We start from the raw sequence: 24981 nt of genomic DNA, 5'->3' as shown, positions 1-24981 counted from the left end.
TATTTGTACTGATTACTGCTAGATATGTCAATTTGAAAAGCGAAACAAAAACGATACGTTTAAGATTGACGCTTCCTTCTAGCCTCTAACCTGTCAAAAAGGGTCAGAATCATGAAATTAGAGGATTACAAACGTATCTACGATGAGTTGGAGACGGAATCTGATGTTGACAGACTAGCTGCCCAAAGCGGTTTGGACAGAGAGCTTCTGAACGTCATCTACACTCAGCGTACCGTACGTAAAACGATGAAACGCCATCACATAATCAAAAGAAATCTTCCCAGAATGCTGCGGGAATGGAAGTCTGGAAAAAGTATTTTGAGTATAGCGCAGAAATGGGATTTTTCTCCAATCCTGACCGGTTTAATGCTGTTCCAGCAGAACGGGTATTCTAAAAAACAATACTGGAGTTATGTGAGAGAGCCTGAGACAATAGCAGACCAGAAATTGAAAAAAGAGATTTTAGACATCGTGAAGGAAGACAGCATATATTCTCCCTGGGGAAATGACATTCAGGTCAAAAGAGGCCAGTGGGGTGAAGAGATGCTTCAGAACTGGCTTACCGAGAACGAACTCGGATACCGCACAGAAAACGATCTCCGCGGAAAGTTCTCCAAGACCCCTGACTGCCTGCTTAACGAACCTGTCAAAATAAACGGTCGCATTGTAAACTGGATTGAATCCAAAGCTTCATTTGGAGATAAAATAGAATTTAATAAGAATTTCAAAGGCCAGCTTTCAAAATATGTTGAAATGTTTGGCAACGGCATTGTCGTCTACTGGTTCGGTTTCATTGATTCCCTCGAATATCCGCCGGGAATTGAGATTATGGACAGGAATATCTGCAGTCTGCCGATTGAAAAATGTCCTGACGATGTGATTTGTCCGGAAGAAATTCCCAACAATGTAAGGGTCTAATCGACCGTTACGCTTTTAGCTAGATTCTTAGGCCTGTCGATCGGGCAGCCGCGTTTTCTGGCCGTATGATATGCAATGAGCTGCACTGCCACTGTGAGCGGAATGGGAGATAAAATCCCTTCCACTTCAGGAATGGAGATTATTCTATCCACAATTGCTTCTAAGTCTCTGTCTCCTTCTATTCCTATGCCCAATACAGGACTGTCCCTTGCCGCCACTTCTGAAATGGCCGAGAGCATTTTTTCATAAGACATGTCCCAGACACATGCCGCCACTGTCGGCGTATTGCTGTCCAGTAATGCCAAAGGCCCGTGCTTTAATTCTCCTGCTGCATAGCCTTCCGCATGAATATAAGAGATTTCTTTTAGTTTTAAGGCTCCTTCGAGCATTGTCGGGTAATTGATATGCCTGCCTAAGAAGAAGGCGCTCTGAGCGTTTGTCAGCATACCTACCGCCTCTGAAATCTCATCTGATTTGGCAAGAACATTGGATACTGTTCTCGGCATCGATTTCAGGCCGTGGGTGTAACGATGGATTTCATCCCTTCTCAACGTTCTTGATTTTCCCAGTTTCAACGCCAGCATATACATGGCCATCAACTGAGTGACGTAGGTCTTTGTTGCTGCCACTCCGATCTCAGGCCCTGCCTGCGTGTAAAGAACGTTGTCTACCTCTCTTGTGATTGTTGATCCCACTACATTTGTAACTGCCAGAGTTCTGTGTCCTCTTTTCTTGGCCAGCCTCGCAGCTGCTAAAGTATCTGCCGTTTCTCCCGACTGAGTCACTAAGATGACCAGCGGATCCTCCCTAGTCTCGCTGGAATATCTGCATTCCGATGCCAGTTCCACCGTGACGGGAATGCCTGCAAGATACTCTATCGCGTATTTTCCTACCAGAGATGCATTGTAGGATGTTCCGCAGGCTATCAACTTCACCGATGAAAAATCCTGAGATGACAGAAAGTCGGAAGACATTATTTTGTCGAAGTTTCCCAGCAGCGAGTTGTGAATTGCCAAGGGCTGTTCAAATATCTCTTTCAGCATGTAATGCTCGAAGCCTCCCTTCTGAGCATCTTCCGCCGTCCATGGGATTGTTATGTAATCTTTATTTATTTTTTCTCCTTTATCATTAAATATCTCTACGCCTGAAGGTGTCAGCGTCAATATTTCTCCGTCTTCAATGTAGATAACTTTGTTAGTATAATTTAAAACCGCTGTCACATCTGAAGCAATGAAGTTCTCTTCCGACCCCAAGCCAACAATCAGAGGATTTTCTTTCCTCGCAGCAACTATTTCATTGGAGCCTTTTCTTACTGCTGCTACGGCATAAGTGCCTTTGACATCTTCCAGCGCCCTTGCCAGTGCAGATCTTAAGTTTCCGTCATAGTATTCTTCTAAGAGATGCACCAGCACTTCCGTGTCTGTTTCTGAAGTGAATATGTGACCTTCATTTTCCAGCCTGTCTCTCAGTTCTGCCCTGTTCTCAATAATGCCGTTATGAACTAGAGCAATGCAGTTTTCACAGTCAATCATGGGATGAGCATTCTCTTTCGAAGGTTTGCCGCAGGTAGCCCATCTTGTATGACCGATGCCTATATGTCCTTCGATCACCGGCATGCTGCCTGTGAGCTTTGTCACATCTCCCTCGTCTTTGAAGACCTGCAGACTCTCCTCTTCATTTACTACAGCAATTCCTGCAGAGTCGTAGCCTCTGTACTCCAGACGCTGCAGTCCGTCGATGAGAACCTGCTGAGCGTCCCTCGGTCCCGCATAGCCTACAATTCCGCACATTATACCACAATGCTCCTGTTTTCCAAACTGCTTCTGACTGTCGAACCGCTGCTGATCCTGCATTCCGAGCCGACGATGACGTTAGGAAAGAATACTGTTCCCGAGCCGATCCAGGAATCCTGTCCGATCATCACTCCTGAACGGTCTCTCCCCCTTGCCACACCGTCTGCCAGGACTGCTGAGCCGATCTCGACTCCGCAGTCCACCGCCGACCGGGAAATGTGGCAGTGCGTTCCCACCGCGATGTTATCCATCAAAACGCTACCTGCAATGCAGGAATAAGGACCGATCTGCACATCATTGCCGATGCTTGTGAATGCTGAGATAGTCACATCAGGCCCGATGTCGCAGTTCTCGCCGATGATCACCGGCCCTTCAATGTAGCATCCTGACCGGATTCTGCTGCCTTCACCGATGTGAACGTTTCCTTTCAGAGTTACACCGTGTTCAATCGTTCCCTGCGTGAGACTGCTGACATTTTCTAAAGCCATGTCGTTTAATTTTACTAAATCTTGAGGGTAGACAGCATCCACCCAGCCGCCGTCCGTCTTGACTGCTGAGAGACATATTTGATGTAAGTGAGAGGAAAGCACTTCTGAAATTCCAAGGGCTGAGACCTCTGAGGCGCTGCTGAAGAAATTTAGTGTTTGTTTATCAAATAAGTATATTCCAGTGCTGATTATGTTGCTGAAGTTTGTTTCTGGTTTTTCTACAATGGAGGTGATCCTGCTGTCCTTCAGAGACACAACACCGTACTTTGAAGGCATGACGCTTTCAGTAACTACTGCTAAAGGAGGTTCGCCGTTCAGCGCTGACGCTACTGTATTTTTATCAATAAAATTGTCACCTGCCAGAACGATTACCTTGTCCTCGTCTTTCAGAATATCCCATGCTGAGAAGACTGCATGTGCTGTGCCGATCGGCCTCGACTGAGATACATATGTGATCTTAGCCCCGAAGTTACGCCCGTCCCCGAAATGAGACATGATCGTATTCTCAAAGTATCCCACGACAATGACGATATCTGAGATGCCGTTGGCAACTAACGAATGCACTATATGCTCCAATACCGGCTTGTTCCCTATAGGAATCATCGCCTTAGGCCTTGACATTGTAAACGGACGCAGCCTTATGCCTTCGCCTGCAGCAAGGATTACTGCTTTCAAACTCCCCACGGAGTACTACTTTTCAGCAGGTAGGAAATATAGTTTTAGAAAAAACTTCGAAAAATCATCGGAGGCGGGTACTCCGCGCTCCTCACTTATTCTACATCATTAGGGTTTATTTTCCCATAGAGCGCTGCTTTCATGCTCTCTACGTTCTTTGCTGTGGCCTTGATGTAAACTTCGCATGAGGTCTTGGGGCGGATTACCAGCCTTTTTTTCTGACAGTAAAGGAGACCTCCCTGCATTGTAGACTCAGGCCTCTTATCCATATACACGCACGATATGCAACTAACAGGTTCTGTGTTCACGATTTCACACACGGTAGAGGACTATTTGAAGATTTGCAGATCATAGTCACATGCTATAATTATGAAAAACATGCTGGCCTTGCAAAAATATAACTAAAAAATACCTCACAGAAAAAAGCTCTAGAATATGAGGCAGAATAAAAAATCACTTTATTGCGTCAAGACTCTGATTGAACTGATAATACCAAGAGTAGAATTATACAATCTACTGAATGCAGTTGAACCGACTCCGCATCTGCAGACCTTCTCTGTGAACAAGATTGTTCCTGTTATGCCGGCCTTGAGATTCAGCCTTTTAATCTGCACCCTTTGTGAAGCAGACGTTGTTTTGATCATATCGTCAACGTAAGGATCACTTCAGCCTTGAACAGAGAAATTCTGACATCTCCACGGCTTTCAGCCTCTTAGGCCTTCTCAGATTCACTGCACAGAAGGGGCATGGTGCCACAATCAGGTCTGCGCCTGCTTCCTGAGCCTCTCTAGCCTTCAGATCCGCGGTGGCATATGCTTCCCTTGGGTAAGCAGCGAGAACGCCTCCTCCGCCTCCGCAGCAGTCTTCCTCGCTGCCGCAGTCCAAGACTGTCACCCCGGGAACCTTTTCCAGGATATTCCGGGCAATGTCCATCACATGCGGCCCGACGCCTCTTGACAAGTGGCACGGATGATGCAGGTAAATGCGGACATTATCGCCGTCAATGAAATTCAATTCAGCATCTTCTAAAAATTCCAGGATGTGCAGAGCGTTGATCCCGTAGGATTTATTGATCATCGTTGTGCATCCCGGACAGATCGTAACGACCTGCTCTGCTTCAGCCAGTATAGGATAGTTGATGTTTTTCAGCCGCTCTACCTCTTCCACGGCACCCATCTTAGAAAGCGGAGAGCCGCAGCAGACCAAGCCGGGATTGATATAAGGCTCAGCTCCGGCGGCGGCAAGCAGTTTCAAGACTTCCTCCGGCTTCCCCGCCAGCCGGCCTTTGCCGACACATCCCGGGAACAGCAGAGTTCTTCCTGTTGTTGGAGCATTGTACTCTTTCGGCTCTACAGCATGATTGGTTCTTAATGCCAGATCCAGAACTTTCTGCTGCCCTTCATTCTGCGGGGGAAACATCTGCGTCCGCATGCGTACGATGGCCTGCGTAAGCGGCAGATGTGCAGGGCATACCTCCTCACAGTAGCCGCAGGTAGTGCACATGAAAGCTTCTGAGGAAGTATCATTGAAACGTGGATACTCAACGGCCAGACGGCGCGGGCCGGAGAATTCTCCCTGCAGGTGCTTGTAGGCATGGCAGACCGCCAGACACTCGCCGCATTTGATGCAGTCGTTCATAAGGCCGCCTCCTTGATCGTTTCAGCTGTTTTCCAGGCACTGAGCATTACATCCCAGAGACCCTTGCTGAGAGGATATGAGAGCCCGGCTACGATTGAACCGCAGGCATAGACTCCTGCTGCTGCCCGGCAGCCGTGAGCGCAGATGCCTGATGACAGAGCTTCGGTGAGAGCCGCCGAATGCAGCCTGGGAGTGTTGATCTCTGTAACGTTGATGCCCAGCAGAGGCTCCCTTACTAAATTGCCGTCCAAGGAAAGACCGCCGCTCACCAAATTTCCGCCTGCCAAGAGCAAAGCACTGTAAGTTATCTCCTGCTCCCTGATGCCTGACTGAACCAGCGCCGACTGTGCTGTAATATCTATAACTTTTCTTCCAGTCATGACCTGTGCACCTGCTGTCTTGGCAGCCTGCAGCAGACATTCGCTTAACCTTCTCCCAGGCAGGGAAAGGGGCGTCACAGCCTCCCGCAGCCTGCGTCCTGACAGTTTTTCCAGATTGTCCATTGAAGCAGCATAATGCCGCAGGTCGAAAAGCGGCGGAATCATAATTGTATCGGCAGGAATTTCCTGCATTGCTTCTGCCATTTCATCCATACTGCCTTCTTCAATCCAATAAGGCGTCAGCTCTCTGCCCGTCTGAGACAGTATCCTGCTCACCAGTTCGGGATTGAGATCTTTGAAGCCTTTGATTCCCGCTGCAGCCTGTGCTGCTGAATTATCATCATATGCAGACAAAAATGACTGCTGATACAGTGTTCCCTTGTTGGTGAAGTTCTCAGTCTTTTCTTCTTTTGTAAAAAGACCATAGGGTCTGCCTGCCTCCATCAGAAATTTCTTCAGTTCTTCCGACTCCTGCGAAACTGTGATTCTGCCGGGAGACATGGCGGTAGCCGGAGTGCCTGAAGACACCAAGACTACGTTTGCCCCTGAGTTGGCAAGCCTGTAAGCTGCCGTGCTGCCTGCTGCTCCGCCGCCTACTATCAGAATATCGCAGTCCATTTTCAGTCTCCTCCCGTATGGTCGATACCGTAGACTTTGAAAAGGTGAGCTTTAAAGGCCTCCTGCCGCAGCTGCTGATCATAGAGGACTGATTCCGCTCCTTTCCATCTCTCTGCCAGAAATTCCTGCAGCTGCTGCCGGGGATCTCCTTTCAGACAGGAAACTATATCAAAAGCACATAGTCCCGACTGGCAGAAGCCCATGCCGGCCCTGCTGCGGCGCATAAGATCGGCTGCGCAGGTCACGTCTGCCGACTGAGCAAGATTACGAAGAGTAGCCTGGGAGACCATTTCGCAGCTGCAGATCTCCTGTGAAAGCGGCAGCTTTGTTTCTGGTGCCGGCAGCTCGTCCTGAGCAGTTTTGCAGACTGAATGAAGCCCTAAGTAGGAAGAGACCGCATCAGCCGTCTTCTCGGCTATCAGGCGGTAAGTGGTAAGTTTGCCTCCCACGACGCTGAACAGATTTTCTGCTCCCTCAGTATGCTGGGTGATAGTGAAATTTCTCGAAGCATTTCTGCCTCCCGCCGCGGCTAAAGGTCTGATTCCCGCATAAGCTCTGACCGCTCTCATAGAATGCAGTCCTATGATCATCTTAGAAGCTTCTCTCAGCAGGCTTTCGACTTCTTCGGCTGTCGGATGGACATGATTGAGATTTCCTGGAGAAGACGTTGTGCCGACGATTGTCGCTGAGCGGTGCGGGACGAGGATGTCGGCATCTGCCGGTTTTCTCAGCCTGTTGATCAGGCGGGAAGCTGCCCTTCCGTCTATGACCGCCATTGTGCCTTTGTCGACTCCCACACTCAGAGACTGATCGGCCATAGCTGCAACCTCTGCCGCCCAGGAGCCTGCTGCGTTGATGACTGCTTCCGGCTGCACTGTGCATCTCTGACCTGCCCTTTCAAGTGTGACCTGCTTGATTTTTCCTTCTTCGATATCCATTGAAATTACTTTTGTGTAATTGACTGCTGCCGCCCCGAACTCTCTGGCTGCTGCAACGTTGGCATTGACAAGCAGAAAAGGATCAACGGCGGCATCTCTGACCTCAAAGGCTCTGGTGATCTCCGGATTCAGCAGCGGTTCGGATTTTAGAGCTTCCTGCAGAGACAGTTCCCTGGAGTAGACTCCTGCCGCCTGACAACTAGAGTTAAATTTGTCTGCGAAGTCCTCATCATCTTCCGGAAGTGAAACGAATAAACCGCCTGTGTCATCGATGCAGAAAGGTGCTATCCGCTTGAGAATTTCATTTTCTGCAGCACACTCCCTGGCGCTGTCTTGATCAGAAGAAGCATACCTTGCTCCGCTGTGCAGCATGCCGTGGTTGGAACCGGAAGCACCTGCACAGAAATCTCCTCGTTCGACAAGGATGACGCTGGCTCCTCTCATAGCCATATCGCGTGCGATGCCTGTTCCTGTGGCTCCGCCGCCGATAATGAGAATATCAGATGAAGAAGGAAGGTTAATCATTGCAAACAGGAGTGTGTATCCACGCTATTTTATATCTTTCGATAGTAAAAAGATACCTGATACTGAGAATTAAGAAAAGTAGCGGGGAGTCGATTTGAACGACCGGTCTCCGGGTTATGAGCCCGACGGGATATCCTGGCTACCCTACCCCGCTATGTATCTAGAGTATCATAGATAGATAGTATTTGAATGTTACCATAGAGCCTCGTTATAAAATCAGCAGAAAATTGAGGTAAAAATAATCCCGTCTATTGTTTTATTCTATTCTTCTGAAGAGTTTTATCTGCATATATAATAAAGATAATAAGAAAGAGGTTTGAGATCACTCATTCCAGTGAGCATAGACTTTCATGCTCTGAGTGATCTCTGATTCTTCTGTTATCAGTTCTCCTGATTCTGAGTACCAGCCTGAGAAGTTTTGACTGTCAGGAATCTGAGGAAGTCTGTCTCCCAGAGTTCCCTTTCCGAACATGATTACTGATGCATACTTCTCTTCGTCATTCTCATTGATGAAGAATGACACTCTCTTTGCTGATGCTATCACTGCTGCCATGAATGCTGCGAAGAGTATGAAAATAAACCAGATCATTACATTCTCGTCTTGTTTCCATTCAGCATAGAGTGTTATGTGATCCTCTGATACTACTGAATCAAAACTGAATTTGTTCTGTAACTCTTTGTCTGAATACCATGCATTCAGTTCCTTTCCTAATCTGTAAGGGATATTAGGTTCCTGAATGTTGTCTTTCCTGCAGACTTTCTCCAAGTAAATTTCGTTATCTATAACGAAAGTAACTATGACGTAGTCCTTGTTTAATTTGAAGTCTGCATAGACTGTCATGTTACTGCTTACTATTGAATCTGCTGTGAAGACCTGATCGTCTTCTGTATACCATCCTGCGAAGTCATATCCCTCTTTGACAGGATCAGGCTGCATTGATTCTCCTAATGCTGTGTTGATATGAGTCTTTGATTCTCCGTAGAAAGCGTTGTCTACTACGAATGTGACTGTGACTTCTTTTCCAGGAGTAGGAGGACTGCTTTCTTCCCATACTGCTGTCAGACAGACATTTCTGTTAGGCATTCTGAATTCTTCATCAGGCAAGTATGTCTGCTGAGTGAATGAGTCGCACCATCCCTTGAAGATGTATCCATTCTTTGACAGCTCTGACGATTTGACAGTTACAAATTCGCCTGAGAAGTGAAGTTCCGACTTCGGAACTTCCCCTTCTCCTCCGTTTGCATTGTATTCTACTTTGAAGTAAGTAGGTCTGTCAGGGTCCTTTGTTTCCCACTTGGCGTATAAGGTTATGTCTGCTGTGACTACGTCTTTATCGAAGTCCCATTCTATTCCATTTTCTGTGTACCAGCCTTTGAATGTGTAACCTGATCTTGTTGGGTCTACTGGTTTTGTAATCTTGCTGTCTTTTGCTACATCTTCGATTTTAGGTACAAAACTGCCGCCGTTGCTGTCAAATGTTACGGTGTACTTTACAGGCTCATCGTCCTTTTCCCAGATTGCATAGAGAGTGATTGTTCCGCTATTGATGTAGTCTGTGATATTTTGTGCTGTGAGATTTGTACCTGAAGCAAGTACATCGTCTGCACTGCCTGTGCTTGTGAATGCCCAGCCTTTGAAATTGTATCCTGTGTTTGTAATACCGTCTGGAGATGCAATAGGAATAGCTTCACCGATTGAGACTTTACCGTTAGAAATAGTTCCTGAAGCACCGTTCAGATTGTAGACTACTGTGTAAATGTCCTTTTCCCAGATTGCATAGAGAGTGATTGTTCCGCTATTGATGTAGTCTGTGATATTTTGTGCTGTGAGATTTGTACCTGAAGCAAGTACATCGTCTGCACTGCCTGTGCTTGTGAATGCCCAGCCTTTGAAATTGTATCCTGTGTTTGTAATACCGTCTGGAGATGCAATAGGAATAGCTTCACCGATTGAGACTTTACCGTTAGAAATAGTTCCTGAAGCACCGTTCAGATTGTAGACTACTGTGTAAATGTCCTTTTCCCAGATTGCATAGAGAGTGATTGTTCCGCTATTGATGTAGTCTGTGATATTTTGTGCTGTGAGATTTGTACCTGAAGCAAGTACATCGTCTGCACTGCCTGTGCTTGTGAATGCCCAGCCTTTGAAATTGTATCCTGTGTTTGTAATACCGTCTGGAGATGCAATAGGAATAGCTTCACCGATTGAGACTTTACCGTTAGAAATAGTTCCTGAAGCACCGTTCAGATTGTAGACTACTGTGTAAATGTCCTTTTCCCAGATTGCATAGAGAGTGATTGTTCCGCTATTGATGTAGTCTGTGATATTTTGTGCTGTGAGATTTGTACCTGAAGCAAGTACATCGTCTGCACTGCCTGTGCTTGTGAATGCCCAGCCTTTGAAATTGTATCCTGTGTTTGTAATACCGTCTGGAGATGCAATAGGAATAGCTTCACCGATTGAGACTTTACCGTTAGAAATAGTTCCTGAAGCACCGTTCAGATTGTAGACTACTGTGTAAATGTCCTTTTCCCAGATTGCATAGAGAGTGATTGTTCCGCTATTGATGTAGTCTGTGATATTTTGTGCTGTGAGATTTGTACCTGAAGCAAGTACATCGTCTGCACTGCCTGTGCTTGTGAATGCCCAGCCTTTGAAATTGTATCCTGTGTTTGTAATACCGTCTGGAGATGCAATAGGAATAGCTTCACCGATTGAGACTTTACCGTTAGAAATAGTTCCTGAAGCACCGTTCAGATTGTAGACTACTGTGTAAATGTCCTTTTCCCACGAAGCAGTGACAGTTACACTTGTGGTTAAGTCTCTTCCAGATATTGTGTAGTTTCCATCCCCAAGAGTGCCGGCATCTGTAGGAGTTGTACTGAACACGATGTGGTGTCCTACTTTACTTCCGGTTGCAGTTATTACAACAGTTTCGGTTGGAGAAAGCTCAAACGGATCAGTATATTCTTTTTCATTCCCGCCATCTATAGAATATTTGAATAAAATATCGCCGTCTGGCTGACTCAGAGTGATGACGCTATTGATTGTCAGTTTACTGTTACTGCTCAGAGATACATTATAGCAATTCTTTCTATCGTCGGTTCCTCTTTTTATCTCAATACTGGCATAGTTCAGAGTGTTTTCTGTTCCATTTTTTGTATATATCCCTACATGTGTAGATGATGTTTTTATTACAACTTCTGTAATAATATCACCTCCACAGAGGCTAGAACTATCAGGAGTAATGATAATATTGTTTGAGGGATTGGTTGAGAAGTAGTTGAATTCAACGTTACCATTATATTGAACGGATCCGCCGATTGTAATTTCTAACGATTTTGGAGTGATTTCATATGATGTGCTACCCTCTGCTCCTTTCGTTTCACTAGAATTATAATAATTCTTGGAATCAGCCTTAGCAGTCAAGGTAAAACTGTAGCCTCCTACAGTGACTGGAGCAGTGATTGATTCAGTAGAGCCTGATTTGTAATAAGTAGTTTCAAAATCTAAAAGATCGTTAGATGTTAAGGTATACCCACTCGTAAGTTTTGCAATAGCACTTGCTAAAGCCGATGTGATGGGATTATTACCATCATATTCAAATGATGAACCGATTGTGATATTAATTTTACCTGTATAAGGAGAGACTATGAAGTTTGCCTCGCCAGTGTAGAATATACCATCATCACTAGTAAATGAAAGTGTAAGATGGTATGTTGCTGCATCTCTCATTTCTGACACTGCATCGGTCTTACCACTAAGCGTCCATTTGAGAATTGCATCGTTGGGTATATCAATATCAGTTCCTCCGCTAGCAGCGCTTATCAGTATTTTGATATTACCGCCTGATGCTAATCCAATCCTTTTTAACCAGTCATCTCCATCAAATGTTACACCATCATTAGTTAATACACCACTACCACCATCACTAAATGTGATCGTTAGAGTAGGGCTTACCCAGACAGCATATAATTCTAAAACTACATTAGGTATTGTAGTCGCTCCATCACCAGGTGAAGAGGATGATGAGTTGCTGAGCAGGTCTGATGTTATTTTTATATTTTCTGAAAGATCGTATGTTTTACTACCATCAGCAGTCAACGACCAACCGGTTTGTATCATATCAGTGTTAGTAAACTTGGACGTTAGTGTTACCGTAGAATTAGACTCACCGTATGTGAAAGTCTGATAATACCAATCTTTACCGTCATAATTGCCGCCGTTTCCATGATATATGATGTTATATTGTGCGGGAGTCCACAGAGCATAAAGGGTTTGCGGGGAGGTTGGATCCGTCACGTCTGTGTCAGAAGTTACTGGGGATCCATTAATTAGCCGAGTAGACCATCCTGCGAAAATATATCCGAGTTTAGTAGGATCGCTTAAGCCTGCATATTTTTCTCCGAATGTTACATTTATTGAATTTGTTCCGTCACCACTCTCAAGTGTTCCTCCATCAAGCACTAAATTTACAAGTATAGACTTGCCCGTGAGGCTTAATGTCACTGACTTATCACCAGTTACATTTTCAATTGTGAGTATATCTTCCTTGCTTTCAGCACCATCATATGACCATTTTTCTAAACTATATGCACCATCACCTGAATATCCAGGAACAGTTACAGAATACCTGAGATAAACAGTTGAGCTATCTGAAACTGAAAATGCTCCATTAGTGATTTTATCCCATGGTGTACCCTCTACTGGATCTATATCTCCACAATAATACTCAAAATTAACATATTTTCCAGCAGTGATAGGATCAGTGGTGACTGTTATCGTATGCATCGTAGATTTCTGCCAGACAGCATAAAGCGTTATGGTTGCAGTACCATCACCATTATCTTTTGTATTATCATCTGTGATTAAATTAGATAGAGCTATAGAACCAGTGTATCCAGTAAGAGCATTAGGTGATGTGCCCCATCCGACAAACGTGTACACATCGGTAGAATCTTTTATCTTTAATTCGATAGTACTGGGTTTGTCGAGATTGACCGGATCTCCCGCCACAGGTATGGTTTGGGGCAGGCCTATATCTCCTGGATCAATTGCACCATCTGGAACATTTTTATCAAATTTAATATTATAAGTTAGCTTATCCCATTTAGCATAAACTATTGTGTTCTTATCAATCGGGGTATCTTGATTAAAGAGTTTAGTAGAATCGGCTTCATCAGAATCCTTATACTGTTCAGTATACCATCCCTTGAATAGATACCCTGAACGGACGGGATCTTGCACAAACGACATCTTTTCTCCAAGTGCACCGCTTTTGCTATCTAGGCTGATTACTATAGCAGATGGAGAACCGTCATAATTATTATCGAAAGTTACATTAGAAACCCATTTACCATAAAGAGTTGTATCTCCTGTGATTTTATCCTTCGCTTCATCTTTACTAAATGAGTAATAGTTAGAGTAACCTGTATCAGAATTATATTCGCGATACCAACCGCTGAAGGTATATTTCCCATCTAACCGTGTGGGAGTCGTAGGCTCTTTTGCTACTCCTCCATATGAAATTTGCTGAGTCATTATCGCTCCTACACCTGCATCGCTTTCACTCGGTGCTGGAACGAAATCAACATTGTACCAATCTTTCTTTTCTCCTAAATTAATTATAATTTCAATCGTTCCCGTATCAGCAGCTACATCTGTACCGGCAGCCAATAGTGGATGTTCATCAGCTTTGCTTGAAGCAGATATTTTCTCATATGAAATCTTCAGAATTATAGTTCCAGTTGCATATCCATCCATCACACCTTCGCTTACCAGGTTGTAAATTGTGAACTTAAATGAGGTGTTGAATCTGCCGTCTGTCTCTCCCAGCATGATGTTATTAGTATCGCTTGTGAGTATGATATCATTAAACGAGAAACCATCCCAGCCCTGAGAATAATCATTGTTAATTTTATAACCCATAACAATTTTGTATTTGTCTTTGGAAGCAGGATCTGAGTTAGTTAAGAGATGTTTATCACCGCTTACACTTGTTAATTTAAATCTATATTTGTCTTCATTATTATTTGAAATCGAGAGGTTCCAGTCATCCATACCTTCTCTTGTGGCGTAGAGATTCATGTTGTTTGTATAATTCTTATTGTCTATTGTAGCACCGAATCCGTCTGCCTGAGTCTCGATGTTTATAATTGCTGATATTTCGTTTCCCGGTTTGTATTGTTTATTATTATCATCGTCAAGCACAGGTTTGCCATCTGCACCAAGAACTGGAACTGACTCCTGAATTAGCAGCACTACATAACCCGCTGTAGTTGTCTGCGTTACCCCGTTAGAATATAATTCTACATTGATTTCTGGAAGGGTCGTTCCTCCAAGAGCTTCGAATTCCATATCGCTAATTGAGGATTTCTCTCCGCTCGTGAGCCATATCTCTGAATTCTCGTTATCCTCGAAACCTTCTCCAAGTGAAGCTTTTATTTTAAAAGATTTATTAACATCTAAGTTACCAAATGAATCAGTTTCGCCTAGCAGGTACAGACTTGGATTGGGATCACTAAGGCCTGCAGACTGCGCCGGATAAATATTGTAGCCTATGAGAGTATACTTGGCACCTTGTTCAGTCATAGGCATGACCACTTTACCAGTGTTCATGTATACTCCCCCTTGAGAATTACCCTTCTTATCGGCTACAATTGTTGAAGAAGCTGAAAGATGGCCTCCTCCTACAGGATGCCATACCCTATAGCTGTTTATAAGGTTGTCTTTATCTGTGAAATCCTCATAGGTGATCTCAGTATTTCTGAGACTTCCGAAGGTGTTTCCATATACGAAGCCTCCTGCAGAGGTTTGATGTCCGTACACGTATGATGTATAGTATGAAGCGTCACTCAGATCAAGGAAGAAGTATCCGGTAACCTTTCCGAATTTTTTGTCAGGCCAGAGTTCTTCTGAGTTATTGCTTAAGATATTCTCTGGCGAGGCGACAGTCTCTGCATTCTTTTCTGTTTTGATTGTTAATGTCATACCGTTGTTAAGCTTGATTGTGTTCAGTGCGCTGCCTGAGGATGTATCAGCACCTGTACCGTCTTTACTGTAAATGCTTCTCAGATCCTGCACGACTGAGTCTAAGATGATCTCGCTGCCGCTCTGCAATGTAAGATTTGCTACGTGATTCAGAGAGTACAATGCAGTCTTGTCTAAGTTGGAACCGTCAGACCTGCCTGGCAGCCTGAGTCTTGAATTAATTAATGTGACTTCTGTTGCTCTTTGAATCGAATATATGATGTAATTATCCAATTCGTTGACTGCATTATAATTAGTAATTGTAATGAAACGCGAATTACCTTTGTCAGAGTAAAAAGTAGTGCAGGAATTACCTGAACCGAAGATGCTGCCCTGCAGATACATTGCATGCATTACTGTTCCATTTTCATCAACTGGCTGATTGCTACCTGTATTGTAGCCTGTACCGTTGAGAATAATATGTGATGTGCCGTAAACGCTGATATAGTCATAACTGACAGTAGTAGCACTAGGATCGCCTCTGTCTCCTCCTGCATAAACAGTACCGTTGATGAGGAGATCATGAACTGTTTTGTCTTTCTCTAAAGAAACAGCATCTTTTGGACTTGTCGAGGTTGTTGGATCCTTATACTTTACAGTTCCATCTGGGTTACGTTCAACGAACGGCAGAGGACGATTACCGTATTTGATGTCACCTGACCCTGAGTCGCTATCATAATCATTGTAGTAATGACAGTCACCTTTGACTTCCTTATTATCAATCGTATCAGGCATCATCGCATTCCAGCCGATATGCACGTGAGTGTTGCCGTGAATTGCTCCGAAATATCCTCCTCCGAAGACATTACCGTGAATTGTTCCGCCGACGATGTTGACGAATGCAGAGCTGAATTTTGATAAGTCTGCTGTCTTGCCGTCACCATATCCATTGTCTCTGACATCTTCAGGAATGTCACTGGGAGCACCGTTTTCTATCTTACCTGAAATCGTGCTGGCATAGGCCCAGTAGTTTGTAGTGAACTTACGTATTTCTTTGAGAATTGTCAGGCTGCCGACTTCTCCGTTCTCACTGCCTCCATAAACATGTTTGTAAATGATTCCATTTGAAATGTTTACTTCTGTCCTGCCGAAGACTGAGAGCTTGTAATATGCAATTGCTTTGTCTCCTCCTGACGATCCTCTGCTGAATTCATAATTGCATTCTTCTCCCTTGCCTGCTCCGAAGACGCTGCCGTGAATCAATCCGCCTCTGATATTGACGACTGTGTCAATATCATTGAATTTGTCAAGGTCTTTGACGCCTCCTTTATCATAACTCGTATAATCATTTATGTTGCTGATATGAGAGGTATTTGTCACTTTGACCATAGGAGATGTGCCTTCTCCAACGATGAGTGTTATAATCGATCCTACGATTCCTAACTCCCCTCCGCCGTAGACTGATCCTTCGATATCTGTTCTTGAATTATTATCAGAAGTGTCTTCAATTGTAACTACTGTTCCTCTGCCTACTGCTCCCGACAAAACGTTGATTTCTAATCCTTTGCCTCCGCCGTAGACTGATCCGCTTATTTTTGAATCTTTAACAGTAACTGCTGCAGTTCCACGTCCGTAGTAAGCGTTGGCACCATAGCTATGAGTACCATCAGTTGCAGAAGTAAGATCATCGCTGCAGTATTCTCTGCTGATGATTAATATATTAGATTTGAGGGGATCTGCATTGTTGTCTACAGCACTCTGATTTGCATAGATATTATAGCGGCCGTTTTTTGGTTCAACATATTTGATGACTGCTTTAGGATAGTATGTTCCATCTATAACAAGTCCGACTTCTGTAGATTCACCAGCACTGATTACATCTTTATCAATGAACTGACCGATGATTCCTAACTCTCCTCCGCCGTAGACGCTGCCATTGATTGTTGCTGATGAAACATTTACGACAGTGTATCCGTAGACTTTTGCATAGTGCAGAGCATAAGCATCGTTCTGCACTCCTTTGCCTCCTCCGAAGACGCTTTCTTTGATAAACACGTCAGAATAATTTGAGGCATTTCCCTCGATAGTTACTGTCGTGTAGCCTCTGACCATTGCCTGTCCTAAAACAGACCGTTTGATCAGAGTGCCACTGCCGTCACCTTTGTGGAGCTCGATCGTAACCTGTACGTTTAAGACACCTTTGCCTCCGCCGAAGATATCTCCTTCAATCGTGATAGTATTGCTCTTGTAAGATACTGAGACATTCGCAGAAACATGACCTACTGAGTCTTCAAGCAGCTGCCCATTCTCATCTGTACCGTTTAGAAGTGTTGTCGTACCGACAGAGCCCATTTCCCCTCCGCCGTAGACGCTGCCATTGATTATGAGATTATCATCCGCAATGCTATCAGGGACTGTTTTCTCTATGATTGCAGGAATGCCGCCAGTGCCTATTCCTGCTGAATAATCTCCTATCCATACATGAGTGGAACCTGCGATGGTAGCGATCGGGGAGAATCCTCCGCCGTAAACACTGCCTTTGATTGTTCCGCCTGTGATTATTACATCTGTACGGGAAGTGTTGTAATTCCCTGTAACTGGATCGACATCCTCAGGACGATACATATCCCAGAGGTTCTTGAATTCAAAGTTTCCTGTGATGCTCAGACTTCCTCCTCCGTAAACGTTTCCGCTGGAGATCGGGAGCCCGATAGGACTGACTACTTCCAAGTTGCCTCCGATTTCCGCACTGCCGTCAATAATCACTAAAGTATCTTTCACTGAACCTGAGACAGCTCCGCTCGCATGTCCTTCTCCTCCTCCGAAGACGTTTCCGTTAACATTTCCAGAGATGTGCACGACTGTTGCTTTTCCTGTGAATTTTCCTGTGATTTCATTTCCATTCTCAATATATTCAAATCCGCCGAGAATTGCCAGCTTTCCTCCGCCGAAGACAGAATCTGTTACTGTTACGTCTTTTCCGATCGTCACATATGCTGCATTGCCTTCTGTTGTGATCTGATCGTTTCCCTCAGTGTTTTTAGATAAAGTTCCTACAACATCTCCGAGAACCTGTCCGTATCTGACACTGGCGATGATTGATTTTTCTGATATTGAAGAACGTGAGTCAAACGTTGTTTCTGAATCAGTATTCTCAGAGTTAGAAGAAGTCGGTTTATTCAGCTCTAATTTCTGTCCTTTAAGCAGACCTTCTCCTCCGCCGTAGACGCTGCCGTGAATTGTAACTCCTGAGGTTATTATTCCTGAGATATCTATGTGTGATATACCGTATGAGATTGCATAACCTTCAAGCGGCGGAAATGTCGTGTCAAATATAGCAAGGTCATCAATTACATTCTGAGGAAGATCTCCTCCCTGTCCTCCGCCGAAAATATTGCCTAAGTGATTACCGTCATCTTTTGAGCCTATTGTTATGGTGCGACTTCCTTCTTGTTTAATAGAAATATTTGTTGAGATTTTAGCAGTGCGGCTTGTCGCATCATATTCACCATGATTACCAGTATTATCGTATGTGTAACCGTCACCGTAAACGTGATCAGCATAATCGATAATGTCTCCGTAGCTTTTTTTATCAGTATCATCTGTTGGATGAGTACTATTATAATAGATGTGAACTGGAACACCTACAGCTCCCATTTCTCCTCCGCCGTAGACGTTGCCGTAGATAGTAATGTCTTTTGACTGAACAGTAGAAGTGCTGATATCGATGTGAGTAGAACCTGCTACTGGTGCTCTCGGTCCGTAACCTCCTCCGTAAACGTTTCCGGTTGAGATAGATCCTGCATTTCTTGAACCGATTTCACCGCCTGTGATGTTGACTACAGTCTGAGTGTTGTTTGGAGAGTCAATTACAGGACGGTTTCCTTTCAGAAGAATTGTGACATCGCCGACTAAAGCGTATGCTCCTCCTCCGTAGACGTTTCCGCTTGCAGGTCCGAGAATGGCATAAACTGCAGTGTTGCCTGAAACAGTCATCATCGCAATATCTGAAGTGTTTTCAGCCTGCAATAAATCGTAAGCAGGAGAGACTATCCACTTAGCTACATAGAATATACTGCCTTCTTTTTCATCAACAAACTCGAAGGCAAGTTCTGCTCCATATGCTACAGTATAGTATTGGAAATTGTCAGTAATACTTGGTTTAAGAGCAGTTGTAAGATCAGAAAGATAGTATACTTTAATAGATCCGGGTTTATCCTGTCCTGCAGACTGAATTGGGATTTTAACAGCTACAGTGTATTCATTAGATACACTCGTTGCATCAACGACAACTGCGTTTCCGTTACCTGGTGCATCGAATCTCAGTGAGGATTCTGTTGGAGCTGCCTTATCTGCACCAACACCGATTATCTGCCACTCAGTGACATGATATCCATTCTCTGCAGTGAACTCAACAATAACAGAGTTGCCGCCAACAATGCGGTAAGCATCATATATCTCTTCCCAACCGTCAAGTCCAGTGACTTCGATAGAATCATTAACTAAAGTGAGAATCGATCCAGAAGCATCTCTTGCGGTTAATGTACCAACTTCTGTAGTCCCATCAGCAGATGAAATTGATTTTTTAACAAATATGTATGAATAATGATTAGGATCAGACGGAGGCAGCGAGTTGTCTTCAACATTAATTGGGTATGTTCCACCAGGGGTGACAGTAGCGCCTGAGAAGTCTGGTGTATTGCCTTGACTCATACCGCTGCTGTCTGGTCCGATATGTCCTCCTGAAATGTTTACTTCTGTTTTCCCGACAGCACCTGAGAGATTGTTTATTCCGCCCTGTCCTCCGCCGTAAACATTTGTATGAATGTTACCGCCGCTGACAGTAACCTTTGTCGGTCCTCCTTCAAATACAAGTTTGTCAGCGTTGCTTGGATTAATGTCATCATTTGAATGATATGTACCGACAAGACCGTACATTCCTCCGCCGTAGATGCTGCCTTCGATTGTTCCGTTTTTCACTTCAACTGATGTATCTTTACTGACGACTCCGAGAATGAACAGTGAATAATCGATTGTGTAAACTCCCTGTCCTCCTCCGTATACGCTGCCTTTGATAGTAAGCGCATTACTAAGGATAGTATCGTCACCGATAATTACTGAAGTTCTGCCTCCTCCGTAGTTTGAATGGACGTCAAGATATGAGACTAAACCTAACTCTCCTCCTCCGTAGACATTACCGTTGATTGTTCCGGCAGTTACTGTTACATTAGTGTTAAACTTTGCAGAATCAGTATTTCCAGAAGCAACAGTTTCAGTATTAGTGGATTCAGCATTACCAGGGTCTTGATAGGATGCACCGACTGATCCGAAGATCAATTTAGAAAGCTGAGTTGAAGTAAGAGCAGTTCCTTCCTGCTTATCTTTAGCAATATCATTAAATTCAGTATATCCACGGCCTCCGCCGTAGACACCGTTCATCTCTCCGCCTTTGATGTCAACGTGCGTATAGCCATCTTTCAGACTGGCAGTTACTCCTTGAGCTCCTGTGAACTGTCCAACGCATCCGAAGTCTCCTCCTCCGTAGACATTACCGTAAATTAGTCCACTGGAGACTGTAACGTTTGTTTCTTTAGTCACAGTAGCATTGGCACCCTTGCCGCCTCCGAAGACGTTTCCATGCAGTTCTTTCAGAGTTGATAGTGTTGGCTCTGCACCATTAGTACCTAATAAAGTATTCAGAGTCTCATCAGTTAAACCGATTGTTCCGCCGGAGATGTTGATTGTTGTAGAGCCATTGGTAACTACATCATCTCGTATACTCAGACCATAGCACCAGGTAGTGGTAGTAGTTTTAGAGCCTTCTGCAGTTCCAGTAGAAGTTTCAGTATCTGTGTATTCTATAGGAGACATATCTTTAGAAACATCAATGTCGACATTTCCAACGAAACCGTTCTCTCCTCCGCCGTAAACGTTTCCATTGATTTTCCCACCGCTGATTACAATTTTTGTTGAATCACCTATCGAACCTGATGTCACCAGATCAGGCTCGCCCATTCCTCCTCCGAAGACATTGCCTCCCAAGACATCTTTGTGAATCTTATAAACACCTATTGAGTCTAAACCGATTTCACCACCTGTGATAGTAACGTTAGAAGTTCCTCCTTCAATGTGATGAGTGAAATTATAAGTGTTATTACTTTCAGGTGTACCACCTGTGATTATTCCGACAGCACCGTAACTTCCGCCTCCGTAAACGTTTGTGTGAATTGCACCTCCTGAAACAGTCACGTTTGTTCCATGAGAAACTATCCCAAACTGAATCATCAGCCTGTCATATCTGGCCCAGGATTCAGGAGTAAGATTGCTAGCAGTATCACTTGTATCAATTACATTGCTGTAAAAGTCTTCAGTACCGATAGTATCGTTTCCAACAACTACTTTCAAACGAATATAATTCTTGTAGTTAGTTGGTGAAGTTAAGCTATTTTCGGTATGATTCTCTATTTTTTCAAATCCAGAATTAGGATTATTTGATTCCTGCCATTCATATGATTTTACAACACTGAAATTCAATCCGTTTTCTTCAAGAGCCGTCTTATGATCTAAATCAATCACATTGTAAAGTCTTGAATTGATTTCATTACCATTCGAATTCAATTCAATAAATACAGACTTGCTGAGACCTTTTCCTCCTCCGAAAACATTTCTGTGAATTTCTCCACCAGAGATCTTCACATTTGTTTTCCCTACAACAAGTCCTAACTTTCCTCCTCCAAAGACGTTGCCGGCATCCTCGCTGTCATACCATCCGTTATAGTCACCTGTCAGAGCTGGATTATCAAGATATCCAATTTTACCTCCAGAGATTTCTACATTAGTATCTCCATAAACATTTCCTTTGACAACGCTGTTATAGATTGTTTTACTATCATCAGATGTGGGATTTGTTCTATTGATGTCATTCTCATCGCCTCTGCCTCCACCATATACGCTGCCGGCGATTTGTGTATCATCTCCACCAGAGATTATAATGTTAGTTGCAAATGAAGTTTCAGCTGAAGGTACATCGGAAGTAGTTGGAGGAGCGATTGTATCAATTTTAGTTCCTACATACCCGTAGTTTCCGCCGCCGTAAACACTGCCTTTGATGATTCCTTTCGAAATATTTACATTTGTACTTTCAGAAACATTCCCGGCCCAGTCGCATTCAAATGATGCTGATCCTTCTCCGCCTCCAAAGACCCTGCCGCCGATTGTTCCGCCGTTAATTGTAACATTTGTATTGCCTACAGTACTGCCCTCTGCAGTACTGTCCCCTTTTACAACGCTGTAACTGCCTCCGCCGTAAACGTTGCCTTTAATTGTTAGTGATTTATTATTTTCAGTTAAAACATTAACTGTTGTAGTTCCCTGCACCTGAGCGATTTTATCTAATTCATTAGTCCAACCATCCCATATTTCTTCAGTGAAACCAGAACCAAGTAAGACACTACAATCAGAATTACATTTTACAGGATTACTGTAAATTACTTCACCATCTAAGTTAACTTCCAATCTCAAAAATCCCTCATCGTATGATGTGTTTGCATATTCAAAATGGGTTTCATTCTCAATCGATTGATAATTAAGCGTTGATGCACCTGAATGATACCATTGATATTTTGCACTCTTTTTTTCAGTCTCTGTAAAACCATAAAAACTAGGACTGATCGTCGCATTAGAATCAGTAGCTGGTATGAAAACTGATCTACTGACTCCCTTACCACCACCATATACATTACCAGTAATATTTGCACCGTCTTGAACCTGCACCATTGTATTTCCAAAAACTGTGGCTACATCATACTTCTCAGAGGTGTCCGTAATAATTTCTGGACTATTTACACCTCGAATATATGAAGAGTTGGCTAGTCCTTTTCCACCACCATAGACATTACCATAAATATTTGAATTGCTTATGATTATATTAGTATTACCATAAATGTATGAGCTGCCAGTTGTATCTTCTCTATCTCCACCATTTGATTGGTCTGTCCCGCCTGATCCTCCACCATAGACATTACCATAAATACTAGGATCAGTACTAGAGTTTCCACCAATGTATATGAATATATTAGTAGACTCATAGGATTCGCCGTTTTTAGTTCCGGCTACTGATCCCCTATAGCCGCCACCATATATCCCTGGATCTATAGAGTAGTAGTCATCTGATTTACTGGCAGTACTTGGTAAATTTCCAATATATTCTTTAAAACAGACATTGAAAGTTTCTGGATTATGTCCAATTTCTCCCCCAGAAACAATAATTTTTACTTCACCGATTACTCCTGGATGGCTGGACTTTGTAAAAAAATCATAACCGCCGCCAAATAATCCATATATCTTACCTTCAGACACAAGAATTTTTACATTCCCATAGATAGGAGCCGTATCTAAATTTTTACTATTTCCATCTTTAGCTCCACTGAATAAGTAGTCAACAGTGCCGCCATTTACTGCAATCTGCACTGCGTCATTATGGCCATTGCCTATTACAGATTTACCTGCTCTGGAACCTCCGTTGATATAACTTACATAACCGCCATTAATTTCAATTGAAGTAGAATTTCCATTCAGATGGCGGCTTCCACCGATTATTTCCATTATTGTACCATCATTTATGACGATGTGAGAATTTCCACCACTAGAGTTATCAATATTATGTTCATGATCACCACCATGCACAGATGCAATGCTGGGCCCACTATTACTTGCCAAGTCTATATTGGAAAGATTATCAATCGAACCTATGGAAATGTATGAATCTTGAATCGATTTATCATTTAAAGATGCACCAGAAATAATACCATAAGTTCCACCCAATACAACTATATGTGATGGGATTGAATTATTAGAAGCAAGTATGTTGAAATATTTTATTAGATTAAGATCACCATAAGCTTCATTTGTTTTACTGAACCATGGATATACATTATTAGTGGCTGTATCTACATTCTCACCCATAATCAAACGGTAACCGGTAGTTAATTTTCCACCATCATCTGCCTTTAATTTAATATTATCAAAATAAGTATCACCGGTTAACGTGGTTGCATTAGTTAAAACATAATTCTCGTTTGCACTAGTGATTTTAGCAGATCTGTTTTGAGAATTATATCCTGGTGTACTCCATGTAAATGATTTTGATATCTCAATAATATTTGTAAATAAAGTACCGTCACCAGTTGCTGGATCAAAGTTATTTAATTGTGCATATGCTTCAGCCATACCACCGGTTGATATTTTTGTAGCAGTACCCCAATCCGCAGTAAATGTGATGCTTGTCGCAGAAGATGGTATTGTCAAAACACCATTTAATGAATTATATTTTAGTGTTGTCTCAGCTTCACTGAAGACTATGCCGTCTCCAGGCATTATCCGGTATTCTACTTGAATGGGATTACCAGAATTATCCTTAAGTAAATTAGAAGCATCTGGATCAGATGTCGCTTTATAAGCTCCTCTTTCATTTGGACTCGCATCAGCATCTCTATCTAGATAATACAATTTAACAAGATTACCACCAATAATTACAGAAACATGCCAGCCGTTGAAAACTTTGCCATCTTGAGGAATACACGTACTGGGAAACATCTGCACAATCGTTGTATCCAGTGCAGTTTTGACTGTTGTTTCGACTCCATCTCCCACATACGATATTTTTTTAGTATCTATGATGGGCATCGATATAGGCGATACAGCATCCCCTTCGGTCTGATTGGATGCACCATTCAAGACAATTTTAGAATGATCAATATCCTCAAACAAAGAGGAAATTGGTACAATTATCATCATGAAAACTACAGCTAACGTCAGGAGAACCGTCAATCTTCTGCCGTGTTTCATGCAGAAGCCTCCTGATGAACATCAATATGATCTCTAAAAAGTACTTGTGAAAAAAATCTGAGGGTATTCCGCAGGTTGTGGTCAGAGGATATGGATAAACTTAGCCTTTGGGCACAACGTACAACGTCATACCCCCCCCCCCCAGACTTGCGAGTTGTCTGGTGAGCATGTTCTGCTTTACAGCGTAACCGA

9 protein-coding genes and 1 tRNA gene are annotated in these 24981 nt (G+C 43.4%); 2 read left to right on the top strand and 8 right to left on the bottom strand.

Features of this window, described 5'->3' with window-relative positions; all coding sequences use genetic code 11:
* Window positions 1–111: 111 nt before the first annotated feature.
* Complete coding sequence (locus H729_RS01985) at window positions 112–918, top strand: C15orf41 family protein (RefSeq protein ID WP_020448326.1); 807 nt, start codon at window positions 112–114, stop codon at window positions 916–918.
* Here H729_RS01985 and glmS read toward each other — a convergent pair.
* From glmS to H729_RS09875, 3 genes are all read right to left on the bottom strand, one after another.
* Window positions 915–2708: a glutamine--fructose-6-phosphate transaminase (isomerizing) gene (gene glmS / locus H729_RS01980; RefSeq protein WP_020448325.1), complete on the bottom strand. Its 1794-nt coding sequence runs from the start codon at window positions 2706–2708 to the stop codon at window positions 915–917. The two genes, H729_RS01985 and glmS, sit on opposite strands and share 4 nt — an antisense overlap.
* Window positions 2708–3883, bottom strand: coding sequence for a bifunctional sugar-1-phosphate nucleotidylyltransferase/acetyltransferase (gene glmU, locus H729_RS01975; protein ID WP_081633085.1), 1176 nt, complete (start codon window positions 3881–3883; stop codon window positions 2708–2710). The genes glmS and glmU overlap by 1 nt, the downstream gene beginning before the upstream one ends.
* 86 nt (window positions 3884–3969) lie before the next feature.
* A complete protein-coding gene (locus tag H729_RS09875) occupies window positions 3970–4182 on the bottom strand; it encodes a hypothetical protein (protein WP_147554365.1) in 213 nt (70 codons plus the stop codon).
* A 127-nt stretch (window positions 4183–4309) separates the two neighbouring features.
* On the opposite strand from H729_RS09875, the gene H729_RS09870 reads away from it, so the two are divergent.
* Window positions 4310–4531, top strand: a complete 222-nt coding sequence (locus H729_RS09870) for a hypothetical protein (RefSeq protein ID WP_147554364.1) — start codon at window positions 4310–4312, stop codon at window positions 4529–4531.
* A 3-nt stretch (window positions 4532–4534) separates the two neighbouring features.
* Here H729_RS09870 and H729_RS01965 read toward each other — a convergent pair whose 3' ends face one another.
* The 5 genes from H729_RS01965 to H729_RS01945 all read right to left on the bottom strand — a co-directional run bounded on the left by H729_RS01965 (window position 4535) and on the right by H729_RS01945 (window position 24789).
* On the bottom strand, window positions 4535–5512 hold the full coding sequence (locus H729_RS01965; protein ID WP_020448322.1) for a (Fe-S)-binding protein: 978 nt from the start codon (window positions 5510–5512) through the stop codon (window positions 4535–4537).
* Window positions 5509–6510: an FAD-dependent oxidoreductase gene (locus H729_RS01960; protein WP_020448321.1), complete on the bottom strand. Its 1002-nt coding sequence runs from the start codon at window positions 6508–6510 to the stop codon at window positions 5509–5511. Before H729_RS01960 ends, H729_RS01965 begins: the two co-directional genes overlap by 4 nt.
* Before the next feature lie 2 nt (window positions 6511–6512).
* Entirely contained in the window at window positions 6513–7973 is a 1461-nt protein-coding gene (locus H729_RS01955) for an FAD-dependent oxidoreductase (RefSeq protein ID WP_020448320.1), read from the bottom strand.
* A 79-nt stretch (window positions 7974–8052) separates the two neighbouring features.
* A tRNA-Met gene (locus tag H729_RS01950) sits at window positions 8053–8127 on the bottom strand.
* 168 nt (window positions 8128–8295) lie between these two features.
* Window positions 8296–24789 carry an InlB B-repeat-containing protein gene (locus tag H729_RS01945; protein WP_020448319.1) on the bottom strand — a complete coding sequence of 5498 codons (16494 nt, stop codon included), beginning with the start codon at window positions 24787–24789 and terminating at the stop codon, window positions 8296–8298.
* Between the last annotated feature and the right edge of the window lie 192 nt (window positions 24790–24981).

It is taken from the genome of Candidatus Methanomassiliicoccus intestinalis Issoire-Mx1 (assembly GCF_000404225.1).
Lineage (GTDB): Archaea > Thermoplasmatota > Thermoplasmata > Methanomassiliicoccales > Methanomassiliicoccaceae > Methanomassiliicoccus_A > Methanomassiliicoccus_A intestinalis.
This window is presented reverse-complemented; position numbering and strand designations above follow the sequence as displayed.

What these genes read in the sequence shown, in the direction of transcription:
- H729_RS01985 (WP_020448326.1), top strand. Translation starts at nt 112, where the DNA reads ATGAAATTAGAGGATTACAAACGTATCTACGATGAGTTGGAGACGGAA.
- glmS (WP_020448325.1), bottom strand. Translation starts at nt 2,708, where the DNA reads ATGTGCGGAATTGTAGGCTATGCGGGACCGAGGGACGCTCAGCAGGTT.
- H729_RS09870 (WP_147554364.1), top strand. Translation starts at nt 4,310, where the DNA reads ATGAGGCAGAATAAAAAATCACTTTATTGCGTCAAGACTCTGATTGAA.
- H729_RS01965 (WP_020448322.1), bottom strand. Translation starts at nt 5,512, where the DNA reads ATGAACGACTGCATCAAATGCGGCGAGTGTCTGGCGGTCTGCCATGCC.
- H729_RS01960 (WP_020448321.1), bottom strand. Translation starts at nt 6,510, where the DNA reads ATGGACTGCGATATTCTGATAGTAGGCGGCGGAGCAGCAGGCAGCACG.
- H729_RS01955 (WP_020448320.1), bottom strand. Translation starts at nt 7,973, where the DNA reads ATGATTAACCTTCCTTCTTCATCTGATATTCTCATTATCGGCGGCGGA.
- H729_RS01945 (WP_020448319.1), bottom strand. Translation starts at nt 24,789, where the DNA reads ATGAAACACGGCAGAAGATTGACGGTTCTCCTGACGTTAGCTGTAGTT.